We start from the raw sequence: 17,970 nt of genomic DNA on the forward strand, positions 1-17,970 counted from the left end.
CGTAATCCACCAATTCTGTCGAGCACTGCCGGTCCGTGGTAGGTTACGCCTTCGGCTAACCCACCCTACGCACCTGTCGTTACGCTGCGTTTTTCTTCCGCATCCGATCGATCAGCTGATCTTCCCAATAAGTGAGGCTGCCGAGCCCGAGCGCCATCGCGTTGGCGCGGCGATAGTACATGTGGCAGTCGAATTCCCAGGTGAAGCCCATGCCGCCGTGAACCTGGATGTTGTTCTTGGCGCAGTGCTGGAACGCCTGCGTCGCGCTGATGCGCGCGGCGGCGGCGGCTTCCGGCAGTTCGGCCGCATTGGTCGAGAGCGCCCAGGCGCCGTAATAGCTGTTGGAGCGCGCCAGCGTCGCCGAGACGTACATGTCGGCGAGCATGTGCTTGACCGCCTGGAATGAGCCGATCTGCCGGCCGAAGGCGATGCGGTCCAGCGCGTAGTCGCGGCCCATCTCCAGCGCGCGATCGGCGCCGCCGACCTGCTCGAACGCGCACAGCACCGCGGCGCGGTCGAGCACCTGGGTGAGGATGCTCCAGCCGTCACCCGCAGCTCCGAGCGGCTCGGCTTTGACGTCCTTGAAGGTGATCTCGGCCTGTCCGCGGGTCGGATCGAGGTTGGTGAGGCTCTTCACATCGACGCCGGCGGCTTTGAGATCGACCAGGAACAGCGAGATGTCATTGTCGCGCCCACTCGATCCCGTGCGCGCGGCGACCACCGCAAAATCCGCGATCGCGCCATCGGCGACCGGCTTCTTGACGCCGTTGAGCACGCCGTTCGCGGCCGTAAGCTTGACGTTCTTTGGCGCCGGGTTGCCCTTGCCCTCGAACAGCGCCAGCGTGCCGATGGCCTCGCCGGAAGCAACCGCCGGCAGCCATTTCTTCTTCTGCGCCTCGCTGCCGGCGATCAGCAGCGCTTCGGCGGCGAGGTACACGGTCGAGGAAAACGGCACCGGCGCGTTGGCCCGGCCCATTTCTTCCGCGATCACGCACAGCTCGAGATGACCGGCGCCGGCGCCGCCGAACTCCTCCGGAATGGCGACGCCGAGGAAGCCCATCTCGGCGAGGCCTTTCCACAGCTCCTTGTCGTAAGGCGCCTTGCCGTCGAGCACGACGCGCACGGCCTTGGGCGAGCATTTCTCGGTGAGGAACTTGCGCGCCTGATCACGGAGCTGCTTCTGGTCGTCGGAGAAGTCGAAGTTCATGGCGGGCTTACCTCTTATTCGTTGTCATTTATTGCCGTCATTCCGGGGCGCCGCGCAGCGGCGAACCCGGAATCCATTTCGCCACGCATATGCGGCCCGATGGATTCCGGGCTCGCGCTGCGCGCGCCCCGGAATGACGAATGGAGCGAGTGTCGTCTTCATTTCAGCACGATCACATCTTCATCCGGCTTGTCCGCATAGAGCCGCTCCACCAGCGCGGCGCGGCGTTCCAGGCCGGCGCGCTGGTTGATGTAGCCCTTGTCGGTGAGCTCGTTGCCGTCGATCGAAGGCGGCTCGACCATCAGCATCGCGCGCGCGATGATCCGGCTGCTGGCCCCTTCGCATTCACGGTTGTGGGCTTCCAGGCCGCGCCTGAAGCAAGCGATCACCTCGGGATGCTTCACAGCATCCGCAAAGCTGAGATCGGGATTGCCGACCAGCTGGCGGCAGGCGTGCAGGTTCGGCCAGGCCAGGAGGCCGATGAAGGGACGGTCCTGCCCCGCGACCAGCGCGTCGTGCACCACGGGCGTGGCGGCCGCGATCGCATCGGTCCGCAGCGAGCCGACATGTACGAATGTGCCCGTGGTGAGCTTGAAGTCCTCCACCACGCGGCCGGCAAAGATGATGCCTTGCACCGGATCGGAATCGTCGACGAAGACGCCGGCATCGCCGATGCAATAAAAACCTTCCTCGTCGAACATCTTCTTCGTCAGCTCAGGCTGGCCGAAATAGCCGGGCGTGACATTGACGCCGCGCAGGCGCAATTCGTATTTCGAGCCGCACGGCACCATCTTCAACTCGACGCCGGGGAACGGCAGGCCGATCAGGCCGACGCGCTCGGTGTCCCAATAGGTGCCGGTCGAGGTCGGCGCGGTCTCGGTCGAACCCCAGCCGGTGTAGAACACGATGCGCTCGCCTGTCGTCTTCACCGCCAGCGCCTGCATGCGGTTGTAGAGATCGTCGGGCAGACGCGCGCCGCCATAGGCCATGATCGAGAGATTCTTGAAGAAGGAACGGCAGAGCGCGTCGTCCTTCTCCATGGCCGCTGCCAGCGCGGCATAGCCGGCCGGCACGTTGGCATAATAGGTCGGCGAGATCTCGCGCAGATTGCGCAGGGTCTCCTCGAACTGGCCCGGCATCGGCCTTCCGTCGTCGATATAGAGCGTGCCGCCGTCGACCAGGATCGGGTGGAACGCGGCATTGCCGCCCATGGTGTGGTTCCAGGGCATCCAGTCCAGCATGGTCGAGATCGGCCCGTTCGGATCGCGCGGCCGCACCTGCATCATCATCGCCGCATTGGCGCACATCATCTCCTGCGTGTTGATGACGGCCTTGGGCATGCCGGTCGAGCCTGATGTGAACAGCAGTTTGCCGACGGTCTGCGGCGTAATCTTCGCGATCGATGCCTCGACATCGGTCATGACAGGCGTTGCCGCGAGCTCGGCGAAGCTGACGCTCTTGATGCCCTCGCAGGGCCGAGCGACGTGAACGACTGTGACGCCGCGGAGGTCGAGCGCCTTCAGCGCCTTCTCGAAGGTCGGGCCGTCCTGCACCATCAATACGGCCGGCTTGATGAGTTCGAACAGGTACTTCAGCTTGACGTGGTCGTGGCTCATCAAGGAGTAGGCCGGCGACACCGGCGCTGCCGGGACGCGCGCCTGCATCGCGGCCTGCGTCATCAGCGCATGCTCGATCGAATTGCCGGAGAGGATCGTGACGGGCCGGCCGTCGAGTTTGAGATTGAGCAGGCCTTGCGTCAGCGCGTCCACAATGCGCTTGGCTTCGCCATAGGACACCTTACGCCATTCGCGGTTCGGACCGCCGCGCTGCGCCAGCCAAATGCGTTCGGGCGCTTCCTTCGCCCATTTCGCCAGCGACGCCGGGATGTGCTTCTCATAAGGCTGCAGCGGAATGCGCGACTTCAGCACCACCGTGCCGTCGCCGCGACGCTCGACGTCGATGTCGCGCGCGAGCCACTGGACCTTGCGAAAGGCGGGCTTCGTCATCGCTGCCGCCGCGCTTCCACTCATTTTGCGTCTCCCGGAATTACTGTCCTTTGCGGATCTTCATCGTTCAGCGCCTGATATAGACAGGCTTTCGCTTCTCAAGGAAGGCCCTGATGCCTTCCGAAAACTCTTCCGAGCGGCTGCACAGGACCTGGTTGCGATCCTCCATCGCGATCACAGCTTCCAGCGAGCCGGCATCGACGCTCATGTTGAGGCATTCCTTGGATAGCCGCAGGCCCACGGGCGAGGCCGTCATCATCGCCTCGATATAAGGCGCGGCCGCGTCATCGAGCTTGTCCTCGTCCACGACCTCCGAGACGAGGCCGACCGCGAGCGCGCGCTCCGCTCCGATGAAGCGCCCGGTGAGGATCAGCTCGGATGCGACGGAGACGCCGACGAGGCGCGGCAGAAAATAGCTGGTGCCGATGTCGCAGCCGCCGAGCCCGAGCTTGATGAAAGCGCAATTCATCCGCGCCGATCTCGTGGCGACACGGATGTCGGAGGCCAGCGCCAGCGCAAAGCCGCCGCCGGCCGCCGCGCCCTGCACCAGCGCCAGGATCGGCTGCGGACAGCGCCGCATCAGCATCACGATGTCGGCGATGCGCCGCTGCGAATCCAGCGACTCCGTGATGCCCGGCGGCTCCTGCTGCCCGGCCCGGCGCGCCATCGCAGCTTTGAGATCGAGGCCGGCGCAGAAATTCTTGCCGGCGCCCTTGAGCACGACGACGCGGGTGTCGCGATTGCGTTGCAGGCCCTGGAAATAATCGTTGAGCGCATCGATCAGCGCGGGATCGAGCGCGTTGAGGTGCTCGGGCCGATTGAGCGTCACCCGGTCGACGCCATCGTCATGCTCGATCAGCAGCGGTTGGGACATGGGGGCCTCGCACTTGCCGCGAGTCGCGGCGCCGATTGCTGCGCCCTCTCCCCTTGCGGGAGAGGGCATGTAAATCGCTAGCCGCACAATCGCTTGTGTGAGGGGTCTGCCTCCACAAATGAGATTGTGGAGACAACCCCTCATCCGGCGCCGTAGCCGAAGCTTCGCTTCGGCGTTCTTAAGAACGGCGGCCTAAGGCCGCCTATGCCACCTTCTCCCACAAGGGGAGAAGGAAGAAAGCACCTACCTCGGCGCCATCCTGATCGCGCCGTCGAGGCGGATGGTCTCGCCGTTCAGCATCGGGTTCTCGACGATGTGCACCGCGAGCATGCCGTATTCGTTGGCATCGCCGAGACGCGAGGGATGCGGCACCTGGGCGCCCAGGCTCTTGCGGGCCTCTTCGTTCAGGCCCATCAGCAGCGGCGTGAAGAACAGGCCGGGCGCAATGGTGTTGACGCGGATCTTCTGGCTGGCGAGATCGCGCGCGGCCGGCAGCGTCAGGCCGACGACGCCACCCTTCGAGGCCGAATAAGCGATCTGGCCGATCTGGCCTTCGTAGGCGGCAACCGAGGCCGTGTTGATGATGACGCCGCGCTCTTCGCCGATCGGCTCCGCAGTAACGAGGCGCTCGGCGAACAGCCGCAGGCAGTTGAAGGTGCCGATCAGATTGACGTTGATGATGCGTGCGAACTTTTCGAGCGGATAGACACCGTCGCGGCCGACGATGCGCTGCGAGCCGCCGATGCCGGCGCAGTTCATCAGCACGCGGGCGACGCCGTGTGCGGCTTCCGCCTTGGCGATCGCTGCCTTGATCTGCTCCTCGCTGGTGACGTCGGCGTGCAGCGCGACGCCCTTCACTTCGGCGGCCACCTTCTCGGCGTTTTCCTTGCTCTGATCGATCACGCCGATCTTGGCGCCCTTGGCGGCCATGGCGCGGGCGGTCGCGGCACCAAGGCCCGAGCCGCCGCCGGTGATGAGAACGGCTACGTCTTTTAATTGCATCGCTTGTACCTTTCCTTGAGCGTTTCTTCTCTAGACTTGTCACGTGTCGGCCGGACTATCCGGCCGCAGCGGCTTCCCCGGCTTGCGTGAGGATGCCGCCGCAGATCAGCGTTTCCATGTGCTTGATGTATTGCCGGCAGACATCGTCAGTGACCGGGCCGACGCCGGTGGCGCGGGACATCGCGTGCCGGCCGAAGAACAGGTGATCGCAGGCACCGATCAGGCTGGTGTAGAACAGTACCGGATCAGTCGGGCGGAATTCGCCGCGGCTGACGCCTTCCGCCAGCAGGCGGCGATGGAAGTCCAGCAGCGGGGCAACGAAGAATTTCGAGACTTCGTCGGCAGAGCTCGCGCTGGTTTCGTGCAAGAGATAGTGGATCAGCCGGTTCATGTAGGGGAACCGGTGATAGGCACGGATGATGCCGGCGATGTGCAGCTTCAGCTTCGCTGTCGACGTGATCGGCTGTGCCAGCAGATATTCGAGATTGGTCATCTCGGTCGCGGCATCCCGCGCCAGCAGCGCCAGCAAGAGGCCGTCCTTGTTGCCGAAGTGATATTTGACCAGGGCCGCGTTGGCGCCCGACTTCTGCGCAATATCGGACAGCGAGATCTCGATCGAGGAGCGTTCGATCATCAGCTCGCTCGCGGCCACCAGCAATTTCTCTGCCGTGGAATTTTTCCCGCTGGGGAGCCTGTTCGGTACGCTGGTCGCCACGGAGATCCCTGTTTGGCCGCTGGAAGCGGGGCGCAGATAAGCGCAAGCAGCGCCTCATCACAAGAGTTAATTGATCGATTGACTAAACGATGATCCGCCTCTTAAATCCGCCCCGACAACCCAATCCAAAATAATCATGGGAGAGACCGAAATGGCCGAGGCTTACATCGTCGCCGCTGCGCGCACCGCCGGCGGGCGCAAGGGGGGCCGTCTCGCCGGCTGGCATCCGGCCGATCTCGCCGCGAAGGTGCTGGACGAGCTGGTCGACCGCACCAAGGTCGACCCGGCTCAGGTCGAGGACGTGATCATGGGCTGCGTGATGCAGGTCGGCGAACAGTCCAACAACGTCGCGCGCAACGCGATCATGGCCTCGAAGCTGCCGGAGAGTGTGCCAGGCACCTCGATCGATCGTCAGTGCGGCTCCTCGCAGCAGGCGCTGCACTTCGCCGCGCAGGCGGTGATGTCGGGTGCGATGGACGTCGTGATCGCGGCCGGGGTGGAATCGATGACGCGGGTGCCGATGGGCCTGTCATCGCAGCTTCCGGCCAAGAACGGCTTTGGCAACTACAAGAGCCCGGGCATCGAGAGGAAATATCCGAACATCGTGTTCAGCCAGTTCACCGGCGCGGAGATGATGGCCGAGAAGTACGGCCTCTCCAAGGATGAGCTCGATCAATATTCCTACGACAGCCATCAGCGCGCGATCGCGGCGACGCAAGCAGGTCACTTCAAGAAGGAGATCGTGCCGCTCGAGATCACCCGTGCCGACGGCAGCAAGGACACCCACCACATCGACGAAGGCATCCGCTTCGACGTCACGCTCGACGGCATCAAGGGCGTCAAGCTGATCGCCGAGAACGGCAAGCTGACCGCGGCCAGCGCCAGCCAGATCTGCGACGGCGCCTCCGGCGTCATGGTGGTGAACGAGAAGGGCCTGAAGCAGCTCGGCGTCAAGCCGCTCGCCCGCATCCATCACATGACCATGACGGGCGGCGATCCCGTGATCATGCTCGATGCTCCCTTGCACGCCACCAAGCGCGCGCTGGAGAAGGCCGGCATGAAGATCGGCGACATCGACCTGTTCGAGGTCAACGAGGCCTTCGCCTCGGTGCCGACCGCCTGGCTGAAGACCACCGGCGCCGACCCGGAGCGTCTCAACGTCAACGGCGGCGCCATCGCGCTCGGCCATCCGCTCGGCGGCTCCGGCACCAAGCTGATGACGACGCTGGTCCACGCGCTGCACCAGCGCGGCAAGCGCTATGGCCTGCAGACCATGTGCGAAGGCGGCGGCATGGCGAATGTGACGATCGTGGAGCGGCTGTAAGAAGAACAAAAGCGAGTAGCGAGTGGCGAGTAGCGAATGGTGAGTAGGCGAAGAGCGGTTTGCCCTTCTTCCCTATTCGCCACTCGCTACTCGCCATTCGCGTTTTGAGGAAACGCCATGACCCACCCCTGTATCCACGCAAAGACGACGCCCGACAAGATCGCCTACCAGATGGCCGGGACCGGCAAAGCGATCACCTATCGCGAGCTCGACGAGCTCTCGAACCAGGGCGCGCAGCTGTTCCGCTCGCTTGGCCTCAAGGCCGGCGACCACATCGCGCTGTTGATGGAGAACCGGCTCGCCTTCATGGAGCTGTGCTGGGCGGCACAGCGCAGCGGGCTCTATTACACCGCGATCAGCCGCTACCTGAAGCAAGACGAGATCGACTACATCATCGCCGATTGCGGCGCCAAGGTCGTGATCACGACGCCGAAATGCGCTGACCAGATCAAGGGCCTGATCAAAGGCACGCCCGGCGAGCCGATCTTCTACATGATGGACGACCCGCTGCCCGGCTTCCGCTCCTACGACAAGGAAGCCGCCGCGCAGCCGACGACGCCGATCGCCGACGAGGTCGCCGGCTACGACATGCTGTATTCGTCGGGCACCACCGGGCGCCCTAAGGGAATCAAGAAGGCTTTCGAAGGCAACAGGATCGACGTGCCGAACGCCTTCCTCCGCGTGCTCTGCGCCGACATGTGCGGCATGAATGCGGAGAGCACCTATCTGTCGCCGGCGCCGCTCTATCATGCGGCACCCCTGCGCTTCAACATGATGGCGATCGTGCTCGGCGGCACCTCCATCATCATGGAGCATTTCGACGCTGAAGAGTTCCTGAAGCTGGTCGAGAAGTACAAGGTGACACAATCGCAGCTGGTGCCGACCATGTTCGTGCGCATGCTGAAGCTGCCGGACGAGGTGCGCACGAGGTACGACGTCTCCACCCTGAAGGGCGCGATCCACGCCGCCGCGCCCTGCCCCATCGACGTCAAGGCCAAGATGATCGAATGGTGGGGGCCGATCCTGATCGAGTATTACGCCGGGTCTGAAGGCAATGGCGTCACCGTCTGCAATTCGCAGCAATGGCTGGAGCATCGCGGCAGCGTCGGCCGCGCCGTGGTCGGCAAGATCAAGATTCTCGACGAGAACGACGAGGAGCAGCCGGTCGGTGAGATCGGCACGGTCTATTTCGCCGACGCGCCCGCCTTCACCTATCACAACGACCCCGAGAAGACGAAGAAGGCCTACAACGCCAAGGGATGGTCGACGCTCGGCGATGTCGGCTATCTCGACAAGGACGGCTTCCTCTATCTCACCGACCGCAAGTCCTACATGATCATCTCGGGCGGCGTGAACATCTATCCGCAGGAGACCGAGGACGTGCTGATCACGCACCCCGAGGTCGCCGACGTCGCGGTGTTCGGCGTGCCGAACGAGGAGATGGGCGAAGAGGTCAAGGCGGTGGTGCAGCCGCACGACATGAGCCGCGCCGGCAAGGCGCTGGAGGCCGATTTGATCGCCTATTGCAAGAGCCGCCTCTCCGCCATCAAGTGCCCGCGCTCGGTCGATTTCGAAGCCGAGCTGCCGCGCACGCCGACCGGCAAGCTGGTGAAGCGGCATTTGCGCGATAAGTATTGGCCGAAGACGGCGGCGAAGATTTAGGGCGAGCGGCCGCTCTCAACACCGTCATGCCCGGGTTTGTCCCACGGCTGTCCGGTTTAATTTTCATGGACAGGGCGCATGGCGTGGATTCTTCTACGGTCTTGAGCATCGCCAAATGTTCGAGACACGCCAGGAGAGTCCCGCCATGCGCCACCACAATACAGTATTTCACGGCATTCTGAACTTGGTGCCGTGGGGTGTTCTGGATCGGCTTGTGGACAGGTACCAGGCCAATAAGCGGGTGCGGCGGCTCAGCACACAGGATCAGTTTGTTGCGATGCTGTACGCGCAGCTTTCGGACGCCCAAAGCCTACGATCGATCGAAGCATCCTTCGAGAGCCATGCCGCACGGCTTTACCATCTCGGAACCAAAGAGCTGTCGCGATCGACTTTGGCTGACGCCAACGCCAAGCGGTCCAGCGCGGTGTTTGCCGAACTGTTGGCGGCGCTGATGGGCCGCTGCGAACGTGATCTTGCCGATAAAGTGGCCGAAGCGGTGTATCTGGTCGATTCGACCGGCTTTCGGCTGAACTCTCTGAGTTCCGATTGGGCGCGGTTTTGCTCCGGCGTGCATGGGGTCAAGCTGCATATCGTCTACAATCCGGACAGTGAGCGTCCGAGCTTCGCCGAGCTGACGCCCGCCAATGTCAACGACATCACCGTCGCCAAGGCTATGCCGATCCGCCCCGGGGCCACCTATATCTTCGACCTCGGCTACTACGACTATGGCTGGTGGGCTGAGCTCGACGCTGCGGGATGCCGCCTGGTGACCCGGCTCAAGGTCAACACGCCCCTGAGCGACATAGTTGAGAACAAGCTGCCTGAAGGCTCCTGCGCGCTCTCCGACCGCATAGGTCTGTTGCCTGCACGGCAGGCAAAGTCCCGCAAAAACCCCTTCAGGGATCCGGTGCGCGAGATCACGGTTCGCACCGAGACTGGCAAGATCCTGCGCATCGTGACCAATGATCTCGATGCCCCGGCCGACGAAATTGCTGAACTCTACAAGAGGCGCTGGCAGATCGAGCTGTTCTTCCGCTGGGTCAAGCACACTCTCAAAATCCGTCACTTCTTCGGCACGTCCGAGAATGCCGTGCGCATCCAGATCGCCATCGCGCTGATCGCCTTCCTGCTCTTGCGTTCGGCCCACAAAGCGCAACAAAGCGTCGAGAACCTTCTGATCTTCACCCGTCTGGTCGCTCAAAATCTCATGCAGCGGCGCCGGATCGATCACCTTCTCGACCTACCGCCCCCGATTATCAAAAATGACCGCCAGATGAGCCTAAGACTATGCCAAATTTAAACCGGACAGCCGTGGGTTTGTCCCGGGCATCCACGTTCTTTGTACCGCAAAGGAACACGTGGATGCCCGGGTCAAGCCCGGCCATGACGCCGAGCAAGCTTTGGTATCTTCAATCGAACAAGCTCGGCGTGTGGTTCACCAGCGCGCCTTCGATCTCCAGCATCTTCAGCTTCGTGACCACGCCGCCATTCGCCGAGAAGCCGCCGGGCTTGTTGCCCGCGGCGAGCACGCGATGGCAGGGCACGACGATCGGGCACGGGTTGCGGCCGAGCGCCTGGCCGACGTCGCGAGACAGCTGGACGCCGCCGAGCTGTTTTGCGATGTCGCCATAGGTGATGGTCTTGCCCGGCGGAATCGCCCGGGCGATGTCGTAGACGCTGCGATTGAACTCGGGCACGCCGTCGAGGTCGAGCGGAATGTCGGTGAGATCATCCGGCTCGCCGGCGAGCAGTTTTGTCATGCGATCGATCGCCTGTTGCACCTCGGCGGTCGGCTCGGTCTCAACGGCGTCGGCATGACGCTGGCTGATGCGGGTGCGGATCTTCTGCTCGCCGCCCATCGGCAATTGCGTGCCGTTGATGCCCCGCGGGCCCCAGGCGATGGCGCACAGGCCGATCCTTGTGTCGAACAGGGCAAAATGCTGGTCGGTCATGTCTAGGTTCCTGGCTTGCTTCCGTTGCAGGCCCCCACTTTGATGTCGTGCCAAATCTAGGCTTGGAAATAGTTGCGATCCACCCGGTTTCCGGGAATCTTGCACAGGCGTTCCAATCCTCTCCCGAGTCCATCATGCAGAGCCTCCACGTCAACGGTTACGACATGCCCTATCTCGATGTGGGCGAAGACAGGGGCCGTCCGCCTCTGGTCTGCGTGCATGGATCGCTGAATGACTTCCGCGTCTGGGGCTGCGTGCTGGGGCCGCTGACGCAGCGGCACCGGGTGATCGCCGTCAGCCTGCGGCACTTCTTCCCGGAGCGCTGGGACGGCGTCGGTGACACCTATTCGATCGCCCAGCATGTCGAGGACGTCATCGCCTTCATCGACAAGCTCGATGTGGGACCGGTCGATTTGATGGGCCATTCCCGCGGCGGGCATATCTGCTTCCGCGTGGCGCAGCAGCGGCCCGATCTCTTACGCCGGCTGATCCTGGCCGAGCCCGGGGGCGAGCTCGATGCGAGCCTTGATCCGGACTACGTCGGCGGCCCCTCGCCGCTGCTGGCGCGCTTCACGGCCTCGGCCGAGAAGATCGCGGCCGGCGATGTCGACGGCGGGCTCGCCGTCTTCGTCGACACGCTGGAAGGCCCCGGCACCTGGCCGCGATTGCCCGCGATGGTGAAGCAGAACCTGCGCGACAATGCCTTTACGCTGATCGGCCAGGTCCGCGACAGCCGCCCGCCGTTCTCAAAGGCGGATGCAGAGGCGATCAAGATGCCGACGCTGTTCATCCTGGGCGCGCGGACCAAGGGCCTCTTGCCGAAAGTGCTGCATGCGCTGGCCGCGCATGTGCCCTATTCCAAGACGGCGATCATCCCGAACGCGACGCATCCGATGTTCGAGCAGGCGCCGCAGAAATTCTCCGAAGTGGTTTTGGATTTTCTGGCGAGCTGACCATGCAAAGCTTCCGCGTCAACGGTTACGACATGGCCTATCTCGAGGTCGGTGAGGGCCCGCCACTGGTCTGTGTGCACGGCACACTCGGTGATTTCCGCACCTGGTATTCGGTGCTCGGTCCGCTGTCGAAATCCCATCGCGTGATCGCGGTCAGCCTGCGGCACTTCTTTCCCGAGCATTGGGACGCCGTCGGCGACGACTACAAGATGGCGCAGCACGTCGCCGATACGATTGCCTTCATCGAGCAGGTCAGGCCCGGCCCCGTCGACCTGATGGGCCATTCGCGCGGCGGCCACATCGCCTTCCGCGTGGCGCAGGCGCGGCCTGATCTGTTGCACAAGCTGGTGCTGGCCGAGCCCGGCGGCGATCTCGACCCATCCCTGCCTGTGCCCGAAGGCACGCCCGCGCATCCGTCGCTGGCGGCCCGCACGGCGCGCTCCGTCGAGATGATCCGCGGCGGCGACCTCGAGGGCGCGGTGCGGAATTTCTACGAAGGCATCGAGGGCGACGGCTCCTGGCGGCGCGTGCCGGCCGCGGCGAAGCAACAGCTCCGCGACAACGCGCTCACCTTCCTCGGCCAGATCAACGAGCAGCGCCGGCCCTACACGCTCGGCGATGCGCAGGCAATCAGGACGCCGACGCTGCTGATCGGCGGCGGCGCCACCACCGGCAGCCTGTCGGTGATGTGGCGCGTACTGGCCGCGCACATCGCGGGCGCCGAGACGGCGGTGATCGCGAACGCCGGCCACTGGATGTTCGAGCAGGCGCCGCTCGAGTTCGGCGAGGTGGTGAGCAGGTTCTTGGCGAAGTAGGTCACACCTTCCACACGCCGATCGGCATCTTGATCGTCGCGTTCAGGCGGTTCCACACGTTGATCGTCGCGATCGCGAGGATCAGGGTGGCGAGCTCGCGCTCGTCGAAGTGCTTGGCGGCTTCGTTCCAGATCGCATCGGGCACCGGATCCTCGCGATCGGCGAGGCGCGTGACGGCTTCGGTCAGGGCCAGCGCGGCGCGCTCCGCGTCGGTGAAGTAGGGTGCCTCGCGCCAGGCGGATACGGCGAACAAGCGCTCGTCGGTTTCGCCCAGTCTGCGGGCGACCTTCGGGTGCATATCGACGCACACGCTGCAACCATTGATCTGGCTGGCGCGCAGGTGCACCAGTTCGAGGAGCCTTTCCGGCAGACCCTGCTTTGTCAGGTTGCCGAGGGACTGAAGGACATTCATGGCCTCCGGCAGGACCATGACAGGGTGTTTCATGCGTGCGTGCATCATGTTGCGTCTCCATCTGTCGAATTTCGAAGGTTCCGGTCACATCGGCCGGATTGGCTTCGTCATGGGCATGACGGATCGCGACGAGGGAATGTGACCGATGACCGGAGAAAATTTTCTGACTGAACAGTTCGAGGCGAGCAGGGACCATTTGCGTGCGGTCGCCTACCGCATGCTGGGCTCGCGCGCCGAGGTCGACGATGCCGTGCAGGAGGCTTGGCTGCGGGTCAGCCGCTACGACCTGTCCGACATCGCGAATTTGCGCGGCTGGCTGACCACGGTCGTGGCGCGCATCTGCCTCGACATGCTGCGCGCCCGGAAATCGCGTCGCGAGGATCCGATGGGTCCGCACGTACCCGAGCCGGTCGACGATACAAGCGAGCGAGAGGCGGAGATGGCCGATTCCGTCGGCGCGGCACTGCTGGTCGTGCTGGAAACGCTGCAGCCCGCGGAGCGGCTCGCCTTCGTGCTGCACGACATGTTCGCCGTTCCGTTCGAGGAGATCGCGCCGATCGTCGGCCGTTCGGTCGATGCCTCGCGGCAGCTGGCGAGCCGCGCCCGGCGGCGCGTGCAGGGCGCACCGGTGCCCGAGACGGATCTGACGCAGCAGCGAAGGATCGTCGATGCATTTCTTAAAGCCTCGCGCGAGGGCAATTTCGAAGGGCTGCTCGCGGTGCTGGATCCCGAGGTCGTCTTCCGCGCCGATCAGGCCGCGGTGCGGCTCGGCTCGCTGGCGGAGGTGCGCGGCGCCGAGGCTGTCGCGCAGCTCTACAAGGGCCGCGCCCGGACGGCGCGCACGGCGCTGGTCGATGGTGAGTTGGGTGCTGCCGTCATCCTCGGCGGACAGCTGCGCATTGCCCTGCGCGTGACGTTCGTGGGCGAGCGGATCGGGGCGATCGAGGCGGTGGCCGATGCGGACGACATCGCCACGATGGAGGTGGAGGTGCTGGATGGGTCAGATCCGGACCCGTTGTCGCGAAAACAACCCCATGCACAGTAGACGGACTCAGGAAATTCAACAGCTTACCCGGGTGACGTGAAGCCCTTGGGATCGCCCGAGATACGGCTTGACGCTCCACCTCGCCGAGCGTAAGTTCGAATACGGAATTCCGTATTCCGAGATGGCTTGGAGCTGCCGGCGTGATCCCTCTCGACCCGCTCCCGAACCTGATCGACCAGGTCTATGCGCGAATCCTGGAGGCGATCTCCGACCGCACGCTTCAGCCCGGCCAGCGCATCCGGCAGAACGAGCTCGCCGACCGGCTCGGCGTGTCGCGCCAGCCGGTGTCGCATGCGCTGCATCTGTTGCACCGGCAGGGCCTGGTCGCAGAGAGCGGCCGCCGCGGCTTTGAAGTGACGCAGCTCGATCCCGCGCGCATCCGCCAGCTCTACGAGGTGCGCGGCGCCATCGACGCGCTGGCGGCCGGGCTTGCCGCTCAGCGCGCGGCCAGCGACGCAGCGGGACGCGCGCGACTGGAGGCAGCGCTCGCCGCCGGGCGCCGCAGCGACCGCAACACCACGCTATCCGAGCTCATCACCCTCGATGTCGATTTTCACCGCGCGATCTATCAGCTCGCCGGCAATCCCGTGATCGAGGAGACCATGGCGCCGCAATGGCCGCACATGCGTCGCTCGATGGCGACGGTGCTCTCCGAGCTCGATTATCGCGCCAGCGCCTGGGCGGAGCATGCCGATATTGCCGCGCACATTTTCAGCGGCAACGCGAAAGCGGCCGAACGCGCCGCGCTCGCGCATGCGCAGACGGCGGGACGGATGACCGAGGAGAGATTGCGGGCGACGGAAGAGGCGGCGGCGTAGCACGCCGTCATTCCGGGGCGACGCGACGGGACCGCTCGAAGCGCGGCCCGGGAGCGTCGAGCCCGGAATCCATCGGGCGGCAGAGACTGCGGAGGAATGGATTCCGGGCTCACGCTTCGCGTGCCCCGGAATGACAAAACAAAGCAAACAGGAGGACGACCCATGAAACTGTCTCAGGAGCAATTGGAGTTCTTCCACCGCGAGGGCTGGCTGTTCCTGCCCGAGCTGTTCGCCCAAGAGGAGGTCGACCTGCTCGCGCGCGAGGCGGTCGCCATCTATGAGGCCAACCGGCCGGAGGTCTGGCGCGAGAAGAGCGGAGCGCCGCGCACGGCCTTTGCCGCGCATCTCTACAACGAGGCGTTCGCGATCCTCGGCGCGCATCCGCGCATGATCGAGCCGGTCGAGCAATTGTTCGGCGAGCCCGTCTACATGCACCAGTTCAAGATCAACGCCAAGTCGGCCTTCACCGGCGACGTCTGGCAATGGCACCAGGATTACGGCACCTGGAAGCGCGATGACGGCATGCCGGAGCCGCGGGCGATGAACATCGCGATCTTCCTCGACGAGGTGATGCCGATCAACGGCCCCCTGATGCTGGTGCCGCGCAGCCAGAACGCCGGCGATCTCGAGGCTTCGCACGATCTTGCCACCACCTCTTATCCGCTATGGACGCTGGACGAGGATACGGTCACGCGCCTCGTCAAGCAGGGCGGCATCGTCGCGCCCACCGGCAAGCCCGGCGGCATGCTGATGTTCCACGGCAATCTCGTGCACGGCTCCAGCGGCAACATCACGCCCTATCCGCGCAAGATCGTGTACCTGACGCTGAATGCGGTCTCGAACCATATCCGCACACCGACCCGGCCGGACTACATCGCGCATCGCGATTTCACGCCGATCAAGACGGTGGACGACGATGCGCTGCTGCGGTTGGCGCGGGCACCACGGCAGGCGGCGGAGTAACCTGTCATTCCGGGGCGACGCGGAGCGTCGAGCCCGGAATCCATCGGGCCGCAGTGCTTGTGGACAAATGGATTCCGGGCTCGCGCTTCGCGCGCCCCGGAATGACGAAGTTTGACAGTGTCACCTGACAGCCATAGCGATCTCGGACCCCCCATGAACCTCTTCCGCCTCCTGCAAGCCCGCGCATCCGCCGGCAAGCCCATCCGTGTCGCGCTGATCGGCGCCGGCAAGTTCGGCTCGATGTTCCTCGCACAGGTGCCGCACACGCCGGGGCTGGAGGTGCCCATCATCGTCGACATCGACCGCGACCGGGCCCGCGAGGCCTGCCGGACCGTCGGCTGGGATGCCGAACGCATCGCCGCGACCGTGTTCACCGATGACGGCGCGCGCGCCATTGCCGGCGGCGCCATGGACGTGGTGGTAGAGGCGACCGGCAATCCCGCCGTCGGCATTGCCCACGCGCGCGCCGCGATCGCAGCGGGCAAGCATATCGTGATGGTCAATGTCGAAGCCGACGTGCTGGCGGGCCCGCTGCTCGCCGACGAAGCGCGCAAAGCCGGCGTGGTCTATTCGCTCGCCTATGGCGACCAGCCGGCGCTGACGGCGGAGATGGTCGATTGGGCCCGCGCCACTGGATTTCACGTCATTGCCGCCGGCAAGGGCACGAAGTACCTGCCGGCCTATCACGACGTGACGCCCGACGGTGTCTGGCAGCATTACGGCCTGACCGCGGGCGAAGCGCAGTCGGCCGGCATGAATCCGCAGATGTTCAACTCGTTCCTCGACGGCACCAAATCGGCGATCGAGATGGCCGCGATCGCCAATGCCTGCGGCCTCGACGTGCCCGCGGACGGCCTGGCGTTTCCGCCGTGCGGCGTCGATGATCTGCCGCACATCATGCGGCCGCGCTCGCGCGGCGGTGTGCTGGAGCGATCCGGTGTCGTCGAAGTCGTCTCCTCGCTCGAGCGCGACGGCCGGCCGGTGTTTCGCGACCTGCGCTGGGGCGTCTATGTGGTACTGGAGGCGCCCAACGACTATGCCGCCGATTGCTTCAGGCAATACGGCCTCAAGACCGATGGGAGCGGACGCTATGCCGCGATGTACAAGCCCTACCATCTGATCGGGCTCGAGCTGAACATCTCGGTGCTGTCGGCCGCGCTGCGGGGCGAGCCCACCGGGCAGCCTTACGGCTTTCGCGGCGACGTCGCCGCCGTGGCCAAACGTAACTTGCGTGCCGGGGAGATGCTCGACGGCGAAGGCGGCTACACGGTATGGGGCAAGCTGATACCGGCGGCCGCGAGCCTCAGGGCTGGGGCCCTGCCGATCGGGCTCGCACATCGCCTCAAGCTTAAGCACGACGTCGCCCATGGCACGTTGGTACGCTGGAGCGATGTCGAATTCGACCCGGGCAACGAAACGGTGAAGGCGCGCAAGGCCATGGAAGCCGCGTTCGCGCCGCAGCATTGATCGGCTTGGCAGGCGCACAACCAAAGCGAGCTTGATTTGCTGTTCCCCTTTGGTCATGCTGCCTGCGATCCGGGAACATTGAATTTCGGACACCAAGAAACGTCGGCCACCGGCGAAAGATGAAGCGGCGTCAAGACCGCGATCCCTCGTCGAGGACACGACACCGCAGGAGGGAAACGCATGGAACGTCGTAAATTTCTGAAGGCAGGCGGACTGGGCCTTGCCGCAAGCGCAATTGCAGCGCCGGCTGTCGCACAATCAATGCCCGAGGTGAAATGGCGGCTGGCGGCGAGCTGGCCGAAATCACTGGATACGCTCTACGGCGGCTGCGAGTATTTCTGCAAGCGGGTCGCGGAGATCACCGACAACAGATTCCAGATCCAACCCTTCGCGGCCGGCGAAATCGTCGGGGGCCTGCAAGTGCTCGATGCCGTGTCCAACGGCACCGTCGAAATGGGCAACACCGCGCTCTACTATTATTGGGGCAAGAATCCGGCATTCACCTTCGGCACCTCGCTGCCGTTCGGCCTCAATACGCGTCAGCACATTTCCTGGCTGATATGGGGCGGCGGTCAGGACATGCTCAATGATCTCTTGAAAGAGCACAACGCGATCGGCGTGCCGACCGGCTCGACCGGGGCTCAGATGGGCGGCTGGTTCCGCAAGGAGATCAAGACCGTCGATGATCTCAAGGGCCTGAAATTCCGGGTTGGCGGCTTCGCCGGCACCATTGTCGCAAAGGTCGGGGGCGTGCC

Annotated in this window: 17 protein-coding genes (1 of these 17 cut by a window edge); 10 read left to right on the forward strand and 7 right to left on the reverse strand. The window is 64.5% G+C overall.

Features of this window, described 5'->3' with window-relative positions; genetic code table 11:
- Nucleotides 1-79: 79 nt before the first annotated feature.
- The 5 genes from N2605_RS31505 to N2605_RS31525 all read right to left on the reverse strand — a co-directional run bounded on the left by N2605_RS31505 (nucleotide 80) and on the right by N2605_RS31525 (nucleotide 5,723).
- Nucleotides 80-1,207: an acyl-CoA dehydrogenase family protein gene (locus N2605_RS31505; protein WP_260344814.1), complete on the reverse strand. Its 1,128-nt coding sequence runs from the start codon at nucleotides 1,205-1,207 to the stop codon at nucleotides 80-82.
- Nucleotides 1,208-1,365: 158 nt separating this feature from the next.
- Nucleotides 1,366-3,237: an AMP-binding protein gene (locus N2605_RS31510; RefSeq protein ID WP_260344816.1), complete on the reverse strand. Its 1,872-nt coding sequence runs from the start codon at nucleotides 3,235-3,237 to the stop codon at nucleotides 1,366-1,368.
- A gap of 43 nt (nucleotides 3,238-3,280) precedes the next feature.
- Nucleotides 3,281-4,087 (reverse strand): enoyl-CoA hydratase/isomerase family protein, encoded by an 807-nt coding sequence (locus tag N2605_RS31515; RefSeq protein WP_260344818.1) that lies wholly within the window; start codon nucleotides 4,085-4,087, stop codon nucleotides 3,281-3,283.
- A 243-nt stretch (nucleotides 4,088-4,330) separates the two neighbouring features.
- Nucleotides 4,331-5,089: an SDR family NAD(P)-dependent oxidoreductase gene (locus N2605_RS31520; RefSeq protein ID WP_024337318.1), complete on the reverse strand. Its 759-nt coding sequence runs from the start codon at nucleotides 5,087-5,089 to the stop codon at nucleotides 4,331-4,333.
- Nucleotides 5,090-5,144: 55 nt separating this feature from the next.
- Entirely contained in the window at nucleotides 5,145-5,723 is a 579-nt protein-coding gene (locus tag N2605_RS31525) for a TetR family transcriptional regulator (RefSeq protein ID WP_244608878.1), read from the reverse strand.
- A 232-nt stretch (nucleotides 5,724-5,955) separates the two neighbouring features.
- Here N2605_RS31525 and N2605_RS31530 point away from each other — a divergent pair, with 232 nt between their 5' ends.
- The 3 genes from N2605_RS31530 (at nucleotide 5,956) to N2605_RS31540 (ending at nucleotide 10,090) form a co-directional block, all read left to right on the forward strand.
- Nucleotides 5,956-7,128, forward strand: a complete 1,173-nt coding sequence (locus N2605_RS31530; RefSeq protein ID WP_035997013.1) for an acetyl-CoA C-acetyltransferase — start codon at nucleotides 5,956-5,958, stop codon at nucleotides 7,126-7,128.
- A gap of 117 nt (nucleotides 7,129-7,245) precedes the next feature.
- The gene (locus N2605_RS31535) at nucleotides 7,246-8,790 is read left to right on the forward strand and encodes an acyl-CoA synthetase (protein WP_260344827.1); all 1,545 of its coding nucleotides are present in this window, start codon (nucleotides 7,246-7,248) and stop codon (nucleotides 8,788-8,790) included.
- A 145-nt stretch (nucleotides 8,791-8,935) separates the two neighbouring features.
- Entirely contained in the window at nucleotides 8,936-10,090 is a 1,155-nt protein-coding gene (locus N2605_RS31540) for an IS4 family transposase (RefSeq protein ID WP_036046927.1), read from the forward strand.
- Nucleotides 10,091-10,199: 109 nt separating this feature from the next.
- On the opposite strand, the gene N2605_RS31545 is transcribed toward N2605_RS31540, so the two are convergent.
- Nucleotides 10,200-10,742: a methylated-DNA--[protein]-cysteine S-methyltransferase gene (locus tag N2605_RS31545; RefSeq protein ID WP_035997007.1), complete on the reverse strand. Its 543-nt coding sequence runs from the start codon at nucleotides 10,740-10,742 to the stop codon at nucleotides 10,200-10,202.
- A gap of 134 nt (nucleotides 10,743-10,876) precedes the next feature.
- On the opposite strand from N2605_RS31545, the gene N2605_RS31550 reads away from it, so the two are divergent.
- Both N2605_RS31550 and N2605_RS31555 read left to right on the forward strand, forming a co-directional pair.
- Entirely contained in the window at nucleotides 10,877-11,695 is an 819-nt protein-coding gene (locus N2605_RS31550; protein WP_036020851.1) for an alpha/beta fold hydrolase, read from the forward strand.
- Between the two features lie 2 nt (nucleotides 11,696-11,697).
- On the forward strand, nucleotides 11,698-12,510 hold the full coding sequence (locus tag N2605_RS31555) for an alpha/beta fold hydrolase (RefSeq protein WP_225127841.1): 813 nt from the start codon (nucleotides 11,698-11,700) through the stop codon (nucleotides 12,508-12,510).
- Nucleotide 12,511: 1 nt separating this feature from the next.
- On the opposite strand, the gene N2605_RS31560 is transcribed toward N2605_RS31555, so the two are convergent.
- Nucleotides 12,512-12,967, reverse strand: coding sequence for a carboxymuconolactone decarboxylase family protein (locus N2605_RS31560; RefSeq protein WP_225128080.1), 456 nt, complete (start codon nucleotides 12,965-12,967; stop codon nucleotides 12,512-12,514).
- 100 nt (nucleotides 12,968-13,067) lie between these two features.
- Here N2605_RS31560 and N2605_RS31565 point away from each other — a divergent pair, with 100 nt between their 5' ends.
- The 5 genes from N2605_RS31565 to N2605_RS31585 form a co-directional block, all read left to right on the forward strand.
- Nucleotides 13,068-13,967, forward strand: coding sequence for a sigma-70 family RNA polymerase sigma factor (locus N2605_RS31565; protein ID WP_225185301.1), 900 nt, complete (start codon nucleotides 13,068-13,070; stop codon nucleotides 13,965-13,967).
- A 140-nt stretch (nucleotides 13,968-14,107) separates the two neighbouring features.
- Nucleotides 14,108-14,785 carry a GntR family transcriptional regulator gene (locus N2605_RS31570; RefSeq protein ID WP_225139444.1) on the forward strand — a complete coding sequence of 226 codons (678 nt, stop codon included), beginning with the start codon at nucleotides 14,108-14,110 and terminating at the stop codon, nucleotides 14,783-14,785.
- Between the two features lie 162 nt (nucleotides 14,786-14,947).
- A complete protein-coding gene (locus tag N2605_RS31575) occupies nucleotides 14,948-15,748 on the forward strand; it encodes a phytanoyl-CoA dioxygenase family protein (protein ID WP_225137625.1) in 801 nt (266 codons plus the stop codon).
- A gap of 153 nt (nucleotides 15,749-15,901) precedes the next feature.
- A complete protein-coding gene (locus N2605_RS31580; protein ID WP_225111497.1) occupies nucleotides 15,902-17,215 on the forward strand; it encodes an NAD(P)H-dependent oxidoreductase in 1,314 nt (437 codons plus the stop codon).
- A 180-nt stretch (nucleotides 17,216-17,395) separates the two neighbouring features.
- On the forward strand, nucleotides 17,396-17,970 hold the 5' portion of the coding sequence (locus N2605_RS31585) for a TRAP transporter substrate-binding protein (RefSeq protein ID WP_035996972.1). 514 nt of this gene lie beyond the right edge of the window; the window shows 575 of its 1,089 coding nt (coding positions 1-575); its start codon is at nucleotides 17,396-17,398; its stop codon lies beyond the right edge, outside the window.

The organism is Bradyrhizobium yuanmingense, from assembly GCF_025200905.1.
In the GTDB taxonomy this organism is placed as follows: Bacteria; Pseudomonadota; Alphaproteobacteria; order Rhizobiales; family Xanthobacteraceae; genus Bradyrhizobium; species Bradyrhizobium yuanmingense.